Source organism: Pseudomonas paracarnis (assembly GCF_904063055.1).
GTDB classification, from domain to species: Bacteria; Pseudomonadota; Gammaproteobacteria; order Pseudomonadales; family Pseudomonadaceae; genus Aquipseudomonas; species Aquipseudomonas paracarnis.
Genome location: NZ_CAJFCN010000005.1, coordinates 171,862 through 192,214 on the forward strand (window position 1 = coordinate 171,862; position 20,353 = coordinate 192,214).

The window sequence follows — 20,353 nt, forward strand, 5'->3', positions numbered from 1 at the left end:
CCTACTCACCGCAGAATAATCCGACCGTCTTTAGGACTTACGACGAACAACTAATCTCCAAATGCTTGCCCCAATCCGGCGGTCGTTGCGCGTACTGCTCCATCCCCGCTTGTTCCTCAAACGGTCTGGTCAGCACGTCATGCAGCCGCCGGACTTCGCTGTAGTCGCCTGATTCGGCGGCGGCGATGGCGTTTTGGGCCAGGTAGTTGCGCAGGATATATAGCGGGTTGACCGCGTGCATGCGCTCACGGCGCTGTTCCTGGGTGTAATCCCCGTCCCGCGCCACGCGGGCCTTGTACTGCTCGGCCCAGGCGTCGAACCCGGCCAGGTCGACAAAGTCATCACGTAGCCGCGCCACGGCCAGAGCAGCGGGTTCATCGCCCAGGTGGCGCAAGAACAGCGTGTAGTCCACGCCGCTGTTCTGCATCAGCTTGAGCAAGCGCTCCACCAACTGCTGGTCGGCGTCTTCGGCGGTGGTCAGGCCCAGGCGGCGGCGCATCAAGTCCAGGTAGTGCGCTTGGTACAGCGGCAGGTACAGGCCGAGGGCTTCTTTGAGTGCGTCAACGCTGATAAACGGCGTGAGCGCCTGGGCCAAGGCGCTGAGGTTCCACTGCCCGATCGGCACCTGGTTGCTGAAGGAGTAGCGGCCTTCATGATCGGAATGGTTGCAGATGAAGTGCGCGTCAAAATCATCGAGAAACGCGAAGGGCCCGAAGTCGAAGGTAATGCCCAGGATCGACATGTTGTCGGTGTTCATCACGCCGTGGCAAAAACCATAAGCCTGCCACTTGGCGATCATTTCGGCGTTGCGCTCGACGATCTCGCGGAACATCGCCAGGTAAGGCTCGGGTTGCTCGCGGCATTCGGGGTAGTGCAGGTTCAGCACGTGCTCGGCCAGTTCGGCCTGTTGCTCAGGCTTCTTGGTGTAATAGAAATATTCGAAGTGCCCGAAGCGAATATGGCTGTGGGCCAGGCGTAAAACCATCGCCCCGCGTTCCTGTTTCTCCCGCCATACCGGCGTGCTGGAGCCGATCACGCACAGGGCGCGGCTGGTGGGGATGCCCAGCGCATGCAGGGCTTCGGAGGCGAGGAATTCACGAATCGAAGAGCGCAACACCGCCCGCCCGTCGCCCATGCGCGAGTAAGGCGTCATCCCGGCGCCCTTGAGGTGCAAATCCCAATGCTTGCCGGCCTCGTTATAGACCTCGCCCAGCAGCAACCCGCGGCCATCGCCCAGTTGCGGCGTGTAGCCGCCGAATTGATGCCCGGAATACACCATCGCCCGTGGCTCGGCTTCGGCCCACAGTTTGTGGCCGCCAAACAGTTCGGCAAACACGGAGGTTTCGGCCACGGCCGGGTCGAGGTCGAGCAGCGCCATGGCGGCCTTGCTCGCTACCACCAGGCGCGGTTCGTCCAGGGGTTCGGGCAGAACGTGGGTTGAGAACGCATCGCCCAGGCGTGCGAAGCGATTGTCGAAGGTCAGTTCGTCGAGGGCTTTCACCGGCCATCTCCAGCAGAATGTCCGAGCATTCTGCTGGGGATAGGGCATTTAGTCGAGTTTGCTGGGTGGCGGCTCCGGCGCATCCACCACTTTGCCCGCAGGTGGCTCTGGGGCGTCGGGCTGGTCGACGGGCTGCACGATGGTCTTGCGCTCATCCTCGGCCGGCACCAGTTTGTATTCCTGGCCGTGGAGGTTTTTCAGGTAGATCTCCATCTGCCGGAACGAGATGTTGATGTGCTGTTTCTTGAACTCACGGTTGATAAAGCGGTTGACCTCGTCGAGCACCGGGTTGCGGTCGCCCAGGTCGCGCACGTGCATGCGCAGCTCGTGGTCCAGTGTGCTTTCGCCGAAGTTGAGGAAGTACACATGGGGTTCCGGTTCTTTCAGGACCCGAGGGTTTTCCCGAGCGGCTTTCAGTAACAGTTCCTTCACCAGGTCGAGGTCGGAGCCGTAGTCCACGCCGAGTTTGAGGGTCACCCGAGTGATGGTGTCGGTCAGCGACCAGTTGATCAACTGCCCGGTAATGAAGGTCTTGTTGGGGACAATGATGTCTTTATTGTCGAAGTCGGTAATGGTGGTGGCACGAATACGGATCTTGCTCACCGTACCCGACAGGTTGCCGATGGTAATGGTGTCGCCGATGCGCACCGGGCGTTCGAACAAAATCATGATGCCGGAGATGAAGTTGGCGAAGATCTCCTGCATGCCGAAACCCAGGCCCACCGACAGCGCGGCCACCAGCCATTGCAGCTTGTCCCAACTCACACCGAGGGTGGAAAGGGTGGTGACAAAGCCCACGCCGGCAATGATGTAGGACAGCAAGGTGGTGGTGGCGTAGGCGCTGCCTTGGGCCAGGTCGAGCTTGGACAGCACCAGCACTTCCAGCAGGCCGGGCAGGTTGCGCGCCAGGGCGAAGGTGATACCGATGATAATCGACGCGCCCAGCAGGTCGCCGATGCTGATGGGCACCATGCTGATATTCGCACCGGTACCGCTGGTGTATTCGTACAGCGTGACGTTGTCCAGGTAGGAAAATACCGAGATCAGGTCCGACCACACCCAATACAACGCCGCGATAAAGCCGCCGAGCAGGGCCAGGCGGATCAGGCGCATGGACTGTTCGTTGACCTGCTCGATGTCCAGGGTCGGCTCTTCGATCACCGCTTCGCCGTCACCGGCCTCCTTGGCTGCCTGGCGTTTGGCCAGGGCGCGGGCGTAGGCCAGGCGCCGTGCGGCAACACCCAGGCCGCGCACGAAGGTGGCTTCGATCACCAGCCAGAACATCAGCAGGTACAGGGTGTTGATCAGCCGGTCACTGAGTTTCAGCGCGGTGTAGTAATAGCCAAAGCACACGGCAATAAACAGCGCGATGGGCAGGGCGGTGAACACCACCCCGATCGCTTTGCGAAACAATGAGGCCTTTTCGTGGGTTGGGCTGTTCAGCAGCAGGCGGCCCAGCAGCCAGGCCATCAGCCCGTAACAGGTCAGTACCACGGCGATACCCAACACGTCGTCAGCCAGCGCGGCCGGTTGATGTTCGGCAATTGCGACCACGGCCACCAACGCCAGTACCACCAGCCCGAGCTTGCGTATCCAGCCTTGCAGGAATTCGACCTGCGGCCTCTCCCAGCGAAAGTGCAGCTCCGCCACGCCGCCCGGCGCGAGGATGCGGTAGGCGGTGTAGAACACCAGCCAGGCTTGGGCGATCTGCAGCAAGGCCGCGCCCAGGTTGGCGTTTTGCCCGCGGGCGTCGATCTGCAACGCGTAGCCGCACAGCGCCAGGCCCAGGGCCACGGGCATCGCCAGCAGGATGTTGATCAGGATGGCCTGCGGCGTATGCCACTGGCTGTCGCGCTTGAAGTGGCCGATGTCTTGGTGAACCTTTTTCAGGCGCACATACAGCGCATTGCGCCGCCACAGCAGCGCGCCGATCAGCAACAGCAACGGCAGGAACAGCAGCGGGCGTTGGGTCAGGCCGTCATACAGCTCACTGACGCTGGACGCCCAGGGCAGGGTGGTGACCTGTTTGCTCAGATGCGCCGGTACGGTTTCCAGCCATTCAGTGTCCAGCGGCTTGTTGCTGGGGATCCAGAACATTTGCTCATCGAGCGTGGCGCGGAGGGTGCTGGCGGTGCTGAGCAGTTGTTTCTGGTTCAGTTGCAGGGTGATGGATTCGTTGAGCAGTGCGCTCAGTTCGCGGCTCAGGCGTTCCAGCAGGTCGCTGCGGGTGATCGCCACTTCCAGCAGGGTGCGGCGCAGTTGCGGGGTGACTTCATCTGGCGGCTGGTTGGCCAGCAGGTTGTCCACATAGGCGCTGGGGGAGGTGATCAGCTCTCGCTGTTGGTTGACCTCGAACTGGTACAGGCGAATGTTGGCGATGTCGTCGGCCAGGTCTTTGTCCACGGTCAGACGCGGCAGGGCCTGCTTTTGTTTATAGAGAATCTTGGACAGCAGCAGGCTGCCCTTGAGCACGTTGATCTGCTCGTCCAGGGCCGAATCGCTTTGGGTCACGGTGTCCAGTTGCTGCTTGGTCTGCAGGTTTTTCTGGGTCAGGTCGTTGAGGCGGTCGGTGCTTTTGAGCAGGTAGTCGGACAGCTTCAGGTTGTCTGCGCTTTCCTTGGCCAGGATGCTGCTGCCCCCGGCTTTCTGCGCTTCGATGGACTGTTGGGTCACCGTCTGCTGGGACTGGGCCAGGCGTTTCTGGTTGATCAGGGTTTGCAGGTCCTGGATTTCCTGCTCCAGGCGTGCGGTTTTTTCCTGGATCAGGTCATGCTGGCTGTTGCCCAAATCTTGCAGCTGGCTGTTGCCGGCCAATTCCTGGCGGCGCAGGGGAATCAAGGCATTCAGGGCCGCCAGTTCGGCGTTGAGCTGGTTGCGCTGGTCGCTGCTGAGGGGCTTGCCGTTGTCTTTGCCAAGCTTGAGCGTCGCGTTGATTTGCTGGATGCGCGTCTGGCTGCTGCTGATTTCGGTCTGAGCGCGCTCGGGGCGGGTCTGGGCGGCGATGGTCAGGCTGTTGGCGTCGGCCAGTTCTTTTTGCAGGTCGCCTTGCTGGGTGCTGCGTTGCACCAATAACTGCTCAAGCTGCGGCACCGGCAGGCTGGCGTAGCGTTGGGCCACCGGAATGATTTTGGTGGCCTTGAGGCGCGCCAGCTCACGCTGGTTCTCATTGGTCTGGCGCGGGGCCTCTTCCAGCTGGCGCTTGAGGTCGGCCAGGCGCTGCTCGTAGTCCTGCTGATTGCCCAAGTAGGTCAGGGTCTGTTGCAGGGTCGCCTGCAGCGCCTTCATGTCGGCGTCAGGCAGCTTGCGGTCGGGCAGTTTATCCAGGCTTTGCTGGACGGCTTCGGCGCTGGGCGGGTCGGCGGCATATACGCTGCCAACACAAAGGGTCAGGCCCAGCAGGGCAGTGGCGAGAAAAGTACGCAGGGTTGGCATAGAGACCGGTCTTGCAAAGTGAAGAATCGGGGCGTCGTTGTCCCGCAGTTTAGAGGAAGAGTCCGGGGCCCGGGCGACTTCCTTCGGGGAATCTGACGCCGACTTTGCCAATCTTGTTCCCGTCCATGACCGCGACGGTCCAGATGGTGTTGTTCCACTCCACCTGGTCGCCGACTACCGGTGCACCGCCCACCTTCTGGGTGATGAAACGGCTCAGCGGCATGTCCGGGTCGATACCCTCAAGCTTGAGCCCGTACAAGGCGGAAACCGCGCCCAGCTGGGCGTCGCCTTCGAGGACGAAGTCGCCGAAGAAGCGCAAATCGAGGCCCCGTTGCGGTGCCTGGCTGAACAGTTTGCCCAGAGCCGGCAGGTTGTGTTCGTGGCCGATCACACAGAGCAAATCGTCGACTTCCAGCACCGTACTACCCGACGGATGGAGCAGTTGCTGGCCACGAAACAGCGCGGCGATGCGCGTGCCTTCGGGCATTTTCAGCTCGCGCAGGGCCGCGCCGATGCACCATTTCTCGGCGCCGAGGCGGTAGACGAACAGCTCCCACTCGCTGGTGACGTGCACTTCCAGGGCTGCGCGGGAGATCGGTGCCGGGTCTGGCGGTACGGTGACTTTGAGCAACTTGGCCACCCACGGCAGGCTGGTGCCCTGCACCAACAGCGAGACCAGCACGATAAAGAACGCCAGGTTGAAGTACAGCTGTGCATGGGGCAGACCGGCCATCAGCGGGAACACCGCGAGGATGATCGGTACCGCGCCGCGCAGGCCGACCCAGGCGATAAAGGCCTTTTCGCGCCCGTGGAACGCTTTGAATGGCAGCAGGCCAACCATCACCGACAGCGGCCGGGCAAACAGGATCATCCACAGCGCCAGGCCCAGGGCGGGCAGGGCGATGGGCAGCAAGTCGTGAGGCGTGACCAGCAGGCCCAGCACCAAGAACATCCCGATCTGCGCCAGCCAGGCCATGCCGTCGAGCATGTGCAAAATGCCATGGCGGCTGCGCACCGGGCGGTTGCCGATCACCAGCCCGCACAGGTACACGGCGAGGAAGCCGCTGCCGTGCAGGGCGTTGGTCAGGGCAAACACGAACAGGCCGCCGGCGATCACCAGGATCGGGTACAGGCCGTTGGCCAGGTTGATGCGGTTGACCAGCTGCAACATCAGCCAGCCGCCACCCAGGCCTACCAGGCCACCGATGCCGAATTCGCGGATCAGGTGCGTGAGCAGGCTCCAGTGCAGGCCGGTCTGGCCGCTGGCGAGCATGTCGATCAGGGTGACGGTGAGGAACACCGCCATCGGATCGTTACTGCCCGATTCGATTTCCAGGCTGGCGCTGACCCGCTCGTTGAGGCCCTTGCCGCCCAGCAGTGAGAACACCGCCGCGGCGTCCGTGGAGCCGACAATGGCACCAATCAGCAGGCCCTGGATGATATTGAGGTCGAACAGCCAGGCCGCGGCCATGCCCGTGAGGCCGGTGGTAATCAACACCCCCACCGTGGCCAGGGACAATGCCGGCCACAGCGCCACGCGGAAACTCGCCACCCGGGTGCGCAAACCGCCGTCGAGCAGGATCACGGCGAGGGCGAGGTTGCCCACCAGGTAGGCGGTCGGGTAGTTGTCGAAAATGATGCCACCGCCATCGACCCCGGCGGTCATGCCCACGGCCAGGATAATCACCAGGATGGGGATCCCCAGGCGTGACGAAAGCGAACTCACCAGAATGCTCGCAGTCACCAGCAACGCGCCGATCAAGAACAGGCTGTTGATGGTCGTCGCATTCAAAGGCAGTACTCCAAGGCAGGGGAAGACAGGACGCAAACTGACCATGCAGTCTGCGTGCCAGGGATTCTAACCTGTTGAATTGCTGCGCTGTCAAAAAGCTTTTGTGGCTGCGCACCGATCAAATGTGGGAGCTGGCTTGCCTGCGATTGCGGTGTGCCAGGCGCCAGGGGCGTTAGCTGATAGATTGCTATCGCAGGCAAGCCAGCTCCCACAAGGTATGCGGTGTGAGCAAAGGCTTATTTCAGAGGCGGAACCTTCCGACCATCCCGTTCAGGTCCACCGCCAACCGCGACAATTCGCCGCTCGCCGCACTGGTCTGGCTGGCGCCGGTGGCCGATTGCACCGACAGGTCACGGATATTCACCAGGTTGCGGTCCACTTCCCGCGCCACCTGGGCCTGTTCTTCCGCCGCGCTGGCGATCACCAGGTTGCGCTCGTTGATCTCCACAATCGCCGTGTTGATGGTGTCCAGCGACAGGCCCGCGCCTCGGGCAATGTTGAGTGTCGATTCGGCCCGCTCAGTGCTGTTGCGCATCGAATCCACCGCGTGCTCAGTGCCTGTCTGGATGCTGCCGATCATGCGCTCGATTTCGCTGGTGGACTGCTGGGTGCGATGGGCCAGCGCCCGCACTTCATCAGCCACCACGGCGAAACCACGCCCGGCTTCCCCGGCTCGCGCTGCTTCGATCGCGGCGTTCAGGGCCAGCAGGTTGGTCTGGTCGGCCAGGCCACGGATCACGTCCAGCACTTTGCCGATATCCCGCGATTCATTGGCCAGGTCGCCAATCAGGGAGGCGGTGGCCTGCACATCGGTACTCATGCGTTCGATGGCGCTAACGGTTTCCTGCACCAGGTCGCGGCCGTCGCCGGCAGAGGTGGTGGCGTTGCGCGAGGCTTCGGAGGTGCTCACCGCGTTGCGTGCGACTTCTTCCACCGCGCTGGTCATCTCGTTGACGGCAGTGGCGGCCTGTTCGATTTCGTTATTCTGCTGGGTCAGGCCACGGGCGCTTTCGTCGGTGACCGCATTCAGCTCTTCAGCGGCAGACGCCAGCTGGGTAGCGGAGCCGGCGATACGTTGCAGGGTGTCGCGCAGTTTGTGTTGCATCTTGGCCATGGCCGCGAGCAGGCGTCCGGCTTCGTCGTTGCCGTCCACGGTGATCGGGCGCGTCAGGTTGCCTTCGGCCACTTCTTCGGCGGCTTCTAGCGCCTGGGCGATGGGCAGGGTGATGCTGCGTGTCAGCAGCCAGGCGAACAGCAAGGTCAGCGCCGTGGCAACCACCAGCAGGCCTACTACCAGGTCAAAGGCCATGTCGTATTGGTCTTTGGCGCGCTGGTTGGTGGCGTTGGCGTCGTCGTTATTGATATCCAGCAAGCGGGTCAAGACCGCATTGACCTGCTCGGAGTTGTCCAGCAACTCGGTGTTGAGCAGGCTGCGCAGCTCGTTGACCTGATTGGCGCGAGACAGGCTCTTCATGCGCTCTTCAATCTGGCGGTACTGACCCAGCAAGCGCACGTACTCGTTGTAAGCGCTGCGCTCTTCGGTGCTGGTGATCAGTTTTTCGTAGATGTCCTGGGCTGTGCGAATCTGCTGATTGCGCAGTTCGAAGGCTTCCAGGGTCTTTTGCTGTACATCTGGCTCGCGGTTGGTCAGCAAGCGGTACGACAGCACGCGCAGGCGCAGGGTCAGTTGGGTGAATTCATCCAGGGCGCGAATGCTGGGCACGCTGGCCGAGGTGATGTCTTCGGTGGCTGCACGAATTTTGCTCATCTGGTTCAGGGCGAACACACCGAGCAACAACATCAAGGCGCCAATAAACGCGAAGCCAAGGAAGGCCCTCGGGGCGATATTCATATTACGAAGAGACATGCTGGAGTCCTGGGGGAGGCGCTATCCATGCGGCCATGAGACGAGGTGTGCCCGCCTTATCGGCCCTGCGACTAAAGTCTTAAGGGGGCGCGCGCTTTTGTCGCATCGGACCAGGGGTTGGGTGAGTTCAGGAACCAGATCGGGTAAATGCAGTCACTAAGGCTCGAAAGTGCGGCCCGGCCTTGCAACATCGGGCTGCGCGGCCGGGGATAACCCTGGCATCCAAGGTGAATTTTCTTTATCGTCACCGCCCTTTTTAAACGCCCGAGAAATCAAAATGTTAGAAGCATCCCTCAGCCAATTGGAACAACTGGTCAGCGACCTCGTACAGCAGAATCAAGAACTGCTGGGCAGCAACGAATCCCTCAAGGCCGAGCTGGCCCGCGCCAAGGACGAAAACGACAGCCTGCAACTGAACCTGATGGAACAGGAAGAAAAGCACGGCGCCACCGCCGCCCGCATCCAGGCGCTGGTTGAGCGTGTAAGTGCAGGGCCTGTCAGCGCATGAGTGAGGGCATAAAGGTCGTTTCGATTCTCGGAGAGGATTACTCGATCAAGGCACCGGCCGGCGAAGATCAGACCCTGATGCATGCCGTGACCATGCTCAAGGCCTCCCTGGCGGTTACCAAGAAAAAGTACCCGACCCTGATCGGTGACAAGCTATTGGTACTGGCCGCGCTGAACCTGTGCGCCGAGCAGATTGAAATGCAACAGGCGCACCAGCAGGAACTCGACCGTTACCAAGAGCAAGTCAGCGCCACGGTCGATGTGATTTCCAAGGTGATCGGTCAGCCCTGAGGGCTAGAACCACTCGTCTTGCATGCCCAGGCACGTATCGTCGCGTGCTTCCAGAATCGCCAGTTCATGATGGCAGCTCGGTACTTCCCAGGTCAGGAAGTACCGGGCGGCCTGGAGCTTGCCCTTATAAAAGGCCGCGTCAGCCGCTTCCCCTTTGGCCAGCCCTTCTTCGGCGCGGATCGCCTGTTCCAGCCAGCGCCAGCCAATCACCGTGTGCCCGAACACTTTCAAGTACAGCGCCGAGTTCGCCAGGCTGCTGTTGACCTTGCCTTGGGCGAGATCGGTCAGCAGGCCAATCGTGACGCTTTGCAGCCGGTTTACCAGTTGCTCCAGAGGCTCTCGCAGTGCCGTGAGTGAAGGGTGCTTTTGCGCCCGGGCTCCGGTTTCGGCGATCAGGCGAATCAACTGCTTTAAACCGGCGCCGCCGTTCTGCGCCAATTTGCGCCCGAGCAGGTCCAGGGACTGGATGCCGTGGGTGCCTTCATGGATGGGGTTCAGGCGGTTGTCGCGGTAGTACTGCTCCACCGGGTATTCGCGGGTGTAGCCGTGGCCGCCGAGAATCTGGATCGCCAGCTCGTTGGCCTTGAGGCAGAACTCCGACGGCCAGGATTTGACGATGGGCGTGAGCAGGTCGAGCAGTTCGTGGGCTTGCTTGCGCTCGGTGTCGGTTTGCAGGGTGGTGGTGTCGTCGAATAGCCGCGCCGCGTAGAGGCCGAGGTCAAAGGCGCCTTCCACATAGGCTTTCTGGGTCAGTAGCATGCGCTTGATGTCGGCGTGCTGGATGATCGCCACCGGTGCGGTGCTCGGGTCTTTACTATCAGGCAGGCGCCCCTGGGGCCGTTCGCGGGCGTAGTCCAGGGAGTAGAGGTAGCCGGCGTAACCGAGCATCACCGCGCCCATGCCCACGCCGATGCGTGCCTCGTTCATCATCTGGAACATGCAGCTCAGCCCCTGGTGCGGCTTGCCCACCAGATAGCCGACACAGTTGCCGTTATCGCCAAAGTTAAGCGCCGTGGACGTGGTGCCGCGCCAGCCCATCTTGTGGAACAGCCCTGCCAGCAGCACATCGTTGCGAGCGCCCAGGCTGCCGTCCTCGTTGACCAGGAACTTGGGCACGATAAACAGCGAAATGCCCTTCACGCCTGCGGGAGCGTCCGGCAATTTTGCCAGCACCATATGCACGATGTTTTCCGACAGCGAATGGTCGCCACCGGAGATAAAGATCTTGTTGCCCTTGAGCCGATAACTGCCGTCAGCCGCGGGTTCTGCACGGGTACGAATGTCCGACAGGGAAGAACCGGCATGGGGCTCGGTCAGGGCCATGGTGCCGAAGAAGCGCCCGTCGATCATTGGCTGCAGGAAGCGTTGTTTCTGCTCCTCGGTGCCGAAGCTTTCGATCAGGTTGGCGGCGCCCATGGTCAGGAACGGGTAGGACGTCGAGGCGGCGTTGGCCGATTGGAAGTGCGCGAAACAGGCCTGGGACAACAGGGTCGGCAGTTGCATGCCACCTGCTTCAAAGCTACGTGCTGCGTTGAGGAAGCCGGCCTCCAGGAAGGCGTCTACGGCGGGTTTGACTTCCGGGATCAGGATCGCTTGGCCGTTCTCATAACGCGGTTCGTTTTCGTCGTTCTTGCGGTTGTGGGGCGCGAAGTACTTTTCGGCGATGCTGCGCGCCGTGCTGATTGCAGCGTCGAAAGTTTCGCGGTTGTGCTCGGCAAACCGCTCACGCTGGGTCAGGCCCTCGGCATCGAGGACTTCGTACAGCTCGAAAGCCAGATTGCGGGAACTGAGCAGCGTCTCGGACATGGCGGATTACCTTTGAAGGAATTGGCCTGAGTCTAAGTGCGGGAATGGAGGGTGGGTAGCAAGATTGATCTAAGTGATAGAGGGGCAGAACGCTGGCGAGGCATCGAGATCGTTCCCACGCTCTGCGTGGGAACGCCTCTTTTGACGCTCCGCGTCACGCTTCTGGACGCAGAGCGTCCTTAAGCTGCATTCCCACGCGGAGCGTGGGAACGATCAGCCGCGATCAGCCGCGGTGTGTCAGTTAGCCGATGGTCATCAGGCTGGCGTTACCACCCGCCGCGGCGGTGTTTACGCTCAACGCACGCTCGATCACCAGACGCTCCAGCGCAATCGCCGTTTCGCCTTGCGACAGGCCATGCACCCCGACAATCGCCCCACCGCGCTGCGCCACTTGCTGGCACACCGCACGCAGTTGGTCGGAATCACCGTGATGCAGCACGGCGTCAAACACCACGTCGTCCTTGGTCCAGTCAGCCACGCGCTTGATCTTCGCCTGAATCTCTTTAGGCAGGCGTGGGAACAAGGCCTTGGTCAGCTCGGTTTCCGGCCATACCGCCGAACCACCGACGGCCAATACCGCCGCCAGTTGGGTCAGCAGGTCGCCTTCCACTTCGGCCAGGCACAGTACGTGCTCGCGCGGCAGGATGGCGTAGCTGTTGCGCTCGCCGGTCGGGCCGGCCAGTTGGCGGGTGATACCGCTTTGCGACTGGGCGGCGAACTGCGTGCACAGGGCGCTCAGTTCACTGAACTTATTGCCGTCGGCCCAGGTTTTCAGGGCGGTCAGCGATTGGCTCATGGCATCACGCAGGCGCACATCCGGCGCGGCCAACTTGTCGCCCCGTACGAAGGATTGCTCGATTGCATCGGTAGGACGAGTCGACAACAAGCGGTACAGGTACAGCGGGCCACCGGCTTTCGGGCCAGTGCCCGACAGGCCTTCGCCGCCGAACGGCTGCACGCCGACCACGGCGCCAACAATGTTGCGGTTGACGTAGACGTTACCGGCATTGACGTTGTCGATCACCTTGGCGATGGTCTCGTCGATGCGCGTGTGCACGCCCAGGGTCAGGCCGTAGCCGGAAGCGTTGATCTGGCCGATGAGCTGGTCGATCTCTTTGCGCTTGTAGCGCACTACGTGCAGCACCGGGCCGAAGATCTCGCGTTGCAGTTCGTCGAAGCTTTCCAGCTCGATCAGGGTCGGCATCACGAAGGTGCCGCGCTTGATCTCTTCACCGTCGGCAATCGCCACCTGGTAAACGTTGCGGCCTTTGTCGCGCATGGCCTGGATGTGTTTCTCGATACCGGCCTTGGCTTCGGCGTCAATCACCGGGCCAATGTCCACCGACAGGCGTTCCGGGTTGCCCAGGCGGCATTCAGCCATGGCGCCCTTGAGCATTTCGACCACACGGTCTGCCGAATCTTCCTGCAGGCACAGTACGCGCAGTGCCGAGCAACGTTGACCGGCGCTGTCGAAGGCCGACGACACGACGTCGATCACCACTTGTTCGGTCAGCGCCGAGGAATCGACGATCATCGCGTTCTGGCCACCGGTTTCGGCGATCAGTGGAATCGGGCGACCCTGGGCATCCAGGCGACCGGCGACATTGCGTTGCAGCAGGCGCGCCACTTCGGTGGAGCCGGTGAACATCACGCCTTTGACGCGATCATCACCCACCAGACGGGCACCGACGCTTTCGCCCTGGCCTGGCAGCAATTGCAGCACGCCTTCCGGAATACCGGCTTCAAGCAGAATACGTACGGCCTGGGCAGCCACCAGCGGCGTCTGCTCGGCAGGCTTGGCCAGCACCGGGTTACCAGCAGCCAGCGCTGCAGCTACCTGGCCGCTGAAGATGGCGAGCGGGAAGTTCCACGGGCTGATGCACACCACCGGGCCCAATGGGCGGTGGGCGTCATTGGTAAAGTCGTTGCGCGCCTGCACCGCGTAGTAACGCAGGAAGTCCACGGCTTCACGCACTTCGGCGATGGCGTTGGCGAAGGTCTTGCCGGCTTCACGGGCCAGCAAGCCCATCAGCGGCTGGATCTCGCCTTCCATCAGGTCGGCGGCGCGTTCCAGGATGGCAGCGCGTTCGGCGGGCGGGGTGGCCTGCCAGATCGGCGCGGCGCTGATGGCGCACTGGATGGCGTTGTCGACATCTTCGACGGTGGCTTCCTGTACCTGGCCGACCACATCACGCAGGTCGGATGGGTTCAGAACCGGTTGTGCCGCTTCATTGCTGGCAGCGCAACCGAGCATCGGTGCGGCTTTCCAGTTGTTGTGAGCAGTGGCCAGCAGGGCGCAGGACAACGAGGCCAGGCGATGTTCGTTGGCCAGGTCGATACCGGCCGAGTTGGCGCGGTCGCTGCCGTACAGGTCACGCGGCAAAGGGATGCGCGGGTGTGGCAGGCCGAAACCGCCTTCCTGGGTTGCCATTTGCTCGATGCTGGCCACCGGGTCGGCTACCAGTTCCTGGATCGAGATGGACTGGTCAGCGATGCGGTTGACGAACGAGGTGTTGGCGCCGTTTTCCAGCAGGCGGCGTACCAGGTAGGCCAGCAGCGTTTCGTGGGTACCGACCGGCGCGTACACACGGCACGGACGGTTCAACTTACCTTCGGAAACCTTGCCTACAACCTGTTCGTACAGCGGTTCACCCATGCCGTGCAGGCACTGGAACTCGTACTGGCCGGGGTAATAGTTCTGACCGGCGATGTGGTAGATAGCCGACAGGGTGTGGGCGTTGTGCGTGGCGAACTGCGGGTAGATGACTTCCGGCACCGACAGCAGTTTGCGCGCGCAGGCAATGTAGGAAACGTCGGTGTACACCTTACGGGTGTACACCGGGTAGCCTTCCAGGCCTTCGACCTGGGCGCGCTTGATTTCGCTGTCCCAGTACGCGCCTTTTACCAGGCGGATCATCAGGCGATGGCGGCTGCGGCGGGCCAGATCGATGACGTAGTCGATCACATACGGGCAACGCTTCTGGTACGCCTGGATCACAAAGCCGATGCCGTTCCAGCCAGTCAATTGCGGCTCGAAGCACAGGCGTTCGAGCAGGTCCAGGGACAGCTCCAGGCGGTCGGCTTCTTCGGCGTCGATGTTCAGGCCGATGTCATACTGCTTGGCCAGCAAGGTCAGCGACAGCAGGCGCGGGTACAACTCGTCCATCACACGCTCGTACTGCGCACGGCTGTAGCGCGGGTGCAGGGCGGAGAGCTTGATGGAGATGCCCGGGCCTTCATAGATCCCACGGCCATGGGAGGCTTTGCCGATGGAATGAATGGCTTGTTCGTACGAGGCCAGGTACTTCTGGGCGTCGTGTTCGGTGAGGGCGGCTTCACCGAGCATGTCGTAGGAATAGCGGAAGCCCTTGGCTTCGAACTTGCTCGCATTGGCCAGGGCTTCGGCGATGGTTTCGCCGGTGACGAACTGCTCGCCCATCAGGCGCATGGCCATGTCGACGCCCTTGCGGATCATCGGCTCGCCGCTCTTGCCGATGATGCGGCTCAGGGACGAGGTCAGGCCCGCTTCGTTGTGGGTCGACACCAGCTTGCCAGTCAGCAGCAGGCCCCAGGTGGCGGCGTTGACGAACAGCGATGGGCTGTTGCCCAGGTGCGGCTGCCAGTTGCCGGTGCTGATCTTGTCGCGGATCAGCGCATCGCGGGTGCCTTTGTCCGGGATACGCAGCAGCGCTTCGGCCAGGCACATCAGCGCCACGCCTTCCTGGGACGACAGGGAGAATTCTTGCAGCAGGCCCTGAACAATACCGGCACGGCCGCCGGCACTCTTCTGATTGCGCAGTTTTTCGGCAATGCTCGCGGCCAGCTTGTTGGTGGCTTCGGCCATCGGTGCCGGCAGGCGCGCCTGTTCGATCAGCATCGGCACCACTTCCGGCTCGGGGCGGCGGTAAGCGGCGGTGATTGCGGCACGCAATACCGATTGCGGCAGGATGCTCTCGGCGAACTCAAGGAAGCATTGGTGGGCGTGGTCGGCCTGGACCTCGCCGGCATCATCGGCCTCCTTGCTGCTCAAGCCATTGAGCTCGGACAGGGTTGCACCACCCTCGAGTTTCTCCAGGTAATTGAAAATCGCCTGCTTGATCAGCCAGTGCGGCGTACGATCAATGGAGGTCGCGGCGGCCTTCAGGCGTTCGCGGGTCGGGTCGTCGAGTTTGACCCCAAGGGTGGTCGTTGCCATTTTTTTATCCTCATGGGTGCCACTACCGAGTGGCATCTGCTGGCGGCAAGATTAGCTTTGCCCATCCCGAGGTGCAACCGGGTGCAACCCTTTTGTTGGTTAAATGTTCGACGCTTGATCGGAAAAAAATAAACAGGCGACCGAATCCGCTCCGCGCTGGTGCATTTGCTTCTGAGATCGGCTGTTCTTGCTCCGAAAAGGAGCAAAAAAAGCGCGTTTGTCCTAAAACATACTTGGGTGCAACTTAATCGGCAGAAACTGGTTGCACCTTATTTGCTTTGTTGAATAGCATTCGCGCACCAAGGTGCAACCAACCCTCAGGGTGGGTTCATCGGCTGGCGGCTTTCCTGGGGAAACGCCAGTCATAAATGCGCGGCATGCAGGTTCGTCTATCCGGTTATCCACGGGTGGCCGTCCCCATGACCGTCGCTACATAAAAACAAAGCCAGGGCGTCACTCCTATGAGCGTTAGCAATCCAACCCTGATCACGTTCGTGATCTACATCGCAGCAATGGTGCTGATCGGCCTGATGGCCTATCGCTCCACCAACAACCTTTCCGATTACATCCTGGGCGGTCGCAGCCTCGGTAGCGTGGTGACAGCCTTGTCCGCCGGTGCTTCCGACATGAGTGGCTGGCTGTTGATGGGCTTGCCGGGCGCGATCTACATGTCCGGTCTGTCGGAAAGCTGGATTGCCATCGGCCTGATCGTCGGTGCTTACCTCAACTGGTTGTTCGTGGCCGGCCGCCTGCGGGTGCAGACCGAACACAACGGCGACGCCCTGACCCTGCCGGATTACTTCTCCAGCCGCTTCGAAGATAAGAGCGGCCTGCTGCGGATCATCTCCGCCGTGGTGATCCTGGTGTTCTTCACCATCTACTGCGCCTCCGGCATCGTCGCCGGCGCCCGCCTGTTCGAAAGCACCTTCGGCATGTCCTACGAGACCGCGCTGTGGGCCGGTGCTGCAGCGACCATTGCCTACACCTTCATCGGTGGTTTCCTGGCAGTCAGTTGGACCGACACCGTACAAGCCACGCTGATGATCTTCGCGCTGATCCTTACGCCGATCATCGTGCTGCTGGCCACCGGCGGCGTAGACACCACCTTCCTGGCCATTGAAGCCAAGGACCCGACCAGCTTCGACATGCTGAAAAACACCACCTTCATCGGCGTTATTTCGCTGATGGGCTGGGGCCTGGGCTACTTCGGCCAACCGCACATCCTTGCGCGTTTCATGGCGGCGGACTCGGTTAAGTCGATCGCCAAGGCGCGTCGTATTTCCATGACCTGGATGATCCTGTGCCTGGGCGGCACCGTGGCAGTGGGCTTCTTCGGTATCGCTTACTTCTCGGCGCACCCGGAAGTAGCAGGCCCGGTGACTGAAAACCCAGAGCGTGTGTTTATCGAACTGGCCAAAATCCTGTTCAACCCATGGGTTGCCGGTGTGTTGCTGTCGGCCATTCTGGCGGCTGTGATGAGCACCCTGAGCTGCCAATTGCTGGTGTGCTCCAGCGCCCTGACCGAAGACTTCTACAAGGCGTTCCTGCGCAAGGGCGCGTCCCAGCGTGAACTGGTATGGGTCGGTCGCCTGATGGTGCTGGTCGTGGCCTTGATCGCCATCGCCATGGCCGCCAACCCGGAAAACCGCGTACTGGGCCTGGTCAGCTACGCCTGGGCCGGTTTCGGTGCAGCCTTCGGCCCTGTGGTACTGATCTCGGTAATCTGGAAACACATGACCCGCAACGGCGCGCTGGCCGGCATCCTGGTCGGCGCAATCACCGTGATCGTGTGGAAGCACTTCGAATTGCTGGGCCTGTACGAAATCATCCCAGGCTTCATCTTCGCCAGCCTGGCGATCTACTTCGTGAGCAAGATGGGCGCACCGACGGTGGGTATGGTCGAGCGTTTTGACGCGGCGGAAAAAGATTACAACTTGAACAAGTAATTCGCTGGGCGTTTAACGCCTGCTGAGCGAACAAGAAAGGCCCACGTCCGAAGGACGCTGGGCCTTTTTTTGCTGGGCTGATTGGTGCAATAGCCGCCGATGCCCGTGGATTCCAGCGGTGCTCACGTAGGACCTTACTTATTTGCCGAGGCAGCGCTCGGCCAGGCGAGCGGCTGGTGCAGAATCGGCCGCCCACCCTTCGCAGAGAAACACCGGATGTTCGCTCCTGCCAACCAACCCGCATTTACCCTGGCCCTGGATGGGTCGCCCAGTGACTTCAAGGTGTTCGCGTTCAACGGCACCGAGGCCATCAGCCAGCCTTACCGGTTTGAACTTGAGCTGGTCTGCGAGCAACCGGATATCGATCTGGAGGGTTTGCTGCATCGCCAGGTGTACTTGGGCTTCGATGATCAGGGGCATGGCGTTCATGGCCTGGTGTATCGGGTAGCCCAGGGCGACTCGGGCCGGCGCTTGACGCGTTACCAACTCAGTCTTGCGCCGCATCTGGCGTACCTGGCGCACAGTAGCCATCAGCGTATTTTTCAGCATAAGACGGTGCCGCAGATTGTTACTCAGGTGCTGGCCGGGCAGGGGATTCACAGTGATCGCTTTGAGTTCCGGTTGAGCGGTGATTACCCGGAGCGTGAATATTGCGTGCAGTTCGGCGAGAGCGACCTGGCGTTCATTCAGCGCCTGTGTGCCGAGCTGGGGATTCACTATCACTTCCAGCATTCCCCCGAAGGGCATCTGCTGGTGTTTGGCGATGACCAGACGGTGTTTGCCCAGATGGATCAGCCCACGCCTTACCGGCCAGGTTCGGGAATGGTGGCCGATACCCCTGGGATCAAGCGCTTCACCTTGCAATTGGCGACCCGGACCACGGCGTTGAACCTGCGCGATTACGACTTTCGCAAACCCCATGTCGAGCTGGAAAGCGCAGCCGTCGATGAGTCTTTGCCCAAGCTTGAAGCGCAGCACTACCCCGGCAATTTTTCCGACCGAGCCCATGGCCGATACCTCGCCCAGCGTGGCTTGGAACGGCACCGCAGCGACTACCGCAGTGCCCATGGCCAGGGCGATGAGCCGGCATTGGCCAGTGGCCGGTTTTTGCAGTTGCGCGAGCACCCCCGCGAGGACTGGAATGATTTGTGGCTGGTGACGCAGGTGCGCCATGAAGGCAAACAACCCCAGGTGCTGGAGGAGGCGGTTACCGAGGAAGAGGGTGGGGAGCTGCGCCAGGGGTATCGCAACACATTTGTCGCCGCGCCATGGGATGCGGTGTTTCGTCCGCCTTTGCCGGAGCCGCCGCGCCCGACGGTATCGGGGTATCAAAGCGCGGTGGTTACCGGCCCGGTTGACAGTGAGGTCCACTGTGACGAGTACGGCCGGGTCAAGGTACAACTGGCCTGGGATCGTGTCGGTGAGCACAACGACCATTCCAGTTGCTGGCTGCGGGTAGCCAGCGGCTGGGCCCATGACCGTTATGGCGTGGTGCTGATCCCCCGGGTCGGTATGGAGGTGCTGGTGGGGTTCGTCAATGGCGACATGGACATGCCGCTGGTGGTGGGGTGCCTGCCCAACGCCGCCACGCCAGTGCCCCTCGACCTGCCCGCAGACAAGACCCGCAGTCTCTGGCGTAGCCAGAGCAGCCCTGGCGGTGGTGGCTACAACGAACTGCGTATCGAGGACCGCAAGGGCGCTGAGGAAATCTACCTGCGCGCCCAGCGGGACTGGACCCAGCATGTGTTGCACGACCAGCAGGTACAGGTCGATAACCAGCGTCGCGTGCAGGTGGGCGGCGAGTCGCGCCATGAGCTGCGGGGCGAAGAGCAGCGCATCACCCACGGCAACCGTTTGACGCAGCTCGAGCAGGATGACCATCTGGTGGTTGGCGGTTCGCAGCACATGCGTGCCGGGCAGACCATTGCGTTGGGGGCCGGACAAAACATCATTATTGATGCGGGTGCCAGCGTGACGATCCAGGCGGGTGGGCAGTCGATCACGTTGTCAGCGGGCGGGATATTCAGCAGTGTGCCGATCCAGCTCGGCAGCGCGCCTGCTCCGACACCTGCACCGTTGATGCCTGGATTGAACGAGACTTTATTGACCGTGGTTCCCGCGCCGTTAAGCCGTGCACAAGTGTTCAGCCTCAAACGCAGCGCGCCGTTCTGCGAAGAATGCGAGCGCTGCAAGAACGGCCAGTGTGACATCGGCGCCCATGCACGGAGTGCGTCCTGATGCCCGCGCCCTTGACGCCCAATGCCTGGCTGGCGCACTACCCGTTGCAGCCAGATGAACAGCTGTACGCCGTGCTGGGCAATGCCAGCGACGCCAAGCCGCTCGCCACCTGGCAAGGCACGGCTGCGGGGAAGATGCCGCGACCGATCTGGGTGGGCACGGCCTACGCTGACTGGGAGGAGGTCATGCCCTACGTTGGCGTCGTTGAGCCGAGCAGTGCTTTTCTCGAGTGGATAGCCACCACCCAAGCGGCGGATTGGGGCTGGCTGGCGGTCTCATCCAGCCCGCTGGAGGTGGTGATCGCGCATTTGAAGGGGTTGACCCAGGTGTACCTGCCGGAAAGCCAGCCGGTGTTTTTGCGCTTCTGGGACGGCGCGCACCTTTTGCCGATGTTGCAGTCATTAGGCGACGAGGCGGCGCGCGTGTTGCCGGTGTTCCAGCGCTACCTGGTCAACGGCCAACCGCTGTCGGTGGCGCCCAAATCAGTCACTGCGGCCCCAACCAGTCCGTGGTGGCAGGTACCGGCATCGTTGCTGATGCATATGGCCCAGCAGTCACCGCAGGTGCTGGTCGACAACCTGTTGCAATGGCTCCAGGAACAGCGCCCTGACCTCTACACCGCGTTTACGCCAGCGACCTTGCAGCACAAGGTCGCCTACTTCGTACGCAGGCCGCAAGTCAGCCATGGCGCATTGGCTGATTACCTTGCCTCGCAACTCAGTTGAGCCCCTGGCAATAGCGTGACATCCGTGCCGCCTGCCGTGCGGCCCTGCACCTT

Annotated in this window: 11 protein-coding genes and 1 pseudogene; 5 read left to right on the forward strand and 7 right to left on the reverse strand. The window is 61.8% G+C overall.

The annotated features are described in order from the left end of the window. Window positions 1–37: 37 nt before the first annotated feature. The 5 genes and pseudogenes from selO to JMV15_RS28695 all read right to left on the reverse strand — a co-directional run. The gene (gene selO, locus JMV15_RS13085; protein ID WP_038448589.1) at window positions 38–1,501 is read right to left on the reverse strand and encodes a protein adenylyltransferase SelO; all 1,464 of its coding nucleotides are present in this window, start codon (window positions 1,499–1,501) and stop codon (window positions 38–40) included. Between the two features lie 48 nt (window positions 1,502–1,549). Next, a complete protein-coding gene (gene mscK / locus JMV15_RS13090; RefSeq protein WP_014716611.1) occupies window positions 1,550–4,933 on the reverse strand; it encodes a mechanosensitive channel MscK in 3,384 nt (1,127 codons plus the stop codon). A gap of 49 nt (window positions 4,934–4,982) precedes the next feature. Then, window positions 4,983–6,725, reverse strand: a complete 1,743-nt coding sequence (locus tag JMV15_RS13095; RefSeq protein WP_014716612.1) for a potassium/proton antiporter — start codon at window positions 6,723–6,725, stop codon at window positions 4,983–4,985. A gap of 241 nt (window positions 6,726–6,966) precedes the next feature. Then, a complete protein-coding gene (locus tag JMV15_RS28690) occupies window positions 6,967–7,839 on the reverse strand; it encodes a methyl-accepting chemotaxis protein (protein WP_370694794.1) in 873 nt (290 codons plus the stop codon). After that, window positions 7,822–8,592, reverse strand: a pseudogene (locus tag JMV15_RS28695) (MCP four helix bundle domain-containing protein); the annotation flags it as partial. The gene JMV15_RS28690 and the pseudogene JMV15_RS28695, both read right to left, overlap by 18 nt. Before the next feature lie 277 nt (window positions 8,593–8,869). Here JMV15_RS28695 and JMV15_RS13105 point away from each other — a divergent pair. Next, the gene (locus JMV15_RS13105) at window positions 8,870–9,100 is read left to right on the forward strand and encodes a hypothetical protein (RefSeq protein WP_003187970.1); all 231 of its coding nucleotides are present in this window, start codon (window positions 8,870–8,872) and stop codon (window positions 9,098–9,100) included. Beyond that, window positions 9,097–9,390 carry a cell division protein ZapA gene (locus tag JMV15_RS13110; RefSeq protein WP_003187971.1) on the forward strand — a complete coding sequence of 98 codons (294 nt, stop codon included), beginning with the start codon at window positions 9,097–9,099 and terminating at the stop codon, window positions 9,388–9,390. Before JMV15_RS13105 ends, JMV15_RS13110 begins: the two co-directional genes overlap by 4 nt. Window positions 9,391–9,393: 3 nt before the next feature. Here the strand turns inward: JMV15_RS13110 and JMV15_RS13115 are convergent, their stop codons facing one another. Continuing rightward, the gene (locus JMV15_RS13115) at window positions 9,394–11,196 is read right to left on the reverse strand and encodes an acyl-CoA dehydrogenase (RefSeq protein WP_038448593.1); all 1,803 of its coding nucleotides are present in this window, start codon (window positions 11,194–11,196) and stop codon (window positions 9,394–9,396) included. 241 nt (window positions 11,197–11,437) lie between these two features. Then, window positions 11,438–15,391 (reverse strand): trifunctional transcriptional regulator/proline dehydrogenase/L-glutamate gamma-semialdehyde dehydrogenase, encoded by a 3,954-nt coding sequence (gene putA, locus JMV15_RS13120; protein ID WP_019818318.1) that lies wholly within the window; start codon window positions 15,389–15,391, stop codon window positions 11,438–11,440. Window positions 15,392–15,852: 461 nt separating this feature from the next. On the opposite strand from putA, the gene putP reads away from it, so the two are divergent. The 3 genes from putP (at window position 15,853) to JMV15_RS13135 (ending at window position 20,300) form a co-directional block, all read left to right on the forward strand. Continuing rightward, entirely contained in the window at window positions 15,853–17,337 is a 1,485-nt protein-coding gene (gene putP / locus JMV15_RS13125; protein ID WP_014716616.1) for a sodium/proline symporter PutP, read from the forward strand. Window positions 17,338–17,553: 216 nt separating this feature from the next. After that, window positions 17,554–19,575, forward strand: a complete 2,022-nt coding sequence (gene tssI / locus JMV15_RS13130) for a type VI secretion system tip protein TssI/VgrG (protein WP_038448596.1) — start codon at window positions 17,554–17,556, stop codon at window positions 19,573–19,575. Next, window positions 19,575–20,300: a DUF4123 domain-containing protein gene (locus JMV15_RS13135; protein WP_038448598.1), complete on the forward strand. Its 726-nt coding sequence runs from the start codon at window positions 19,575–19,577 to the stop codon at window positions 20,298–20,300. Before tssI ends, JMV15_RS13135 begins: the two co-directional genes overlap by 1 nt. Window positions 20,301–20,353 lie beyond the last annotated feature (53 nt).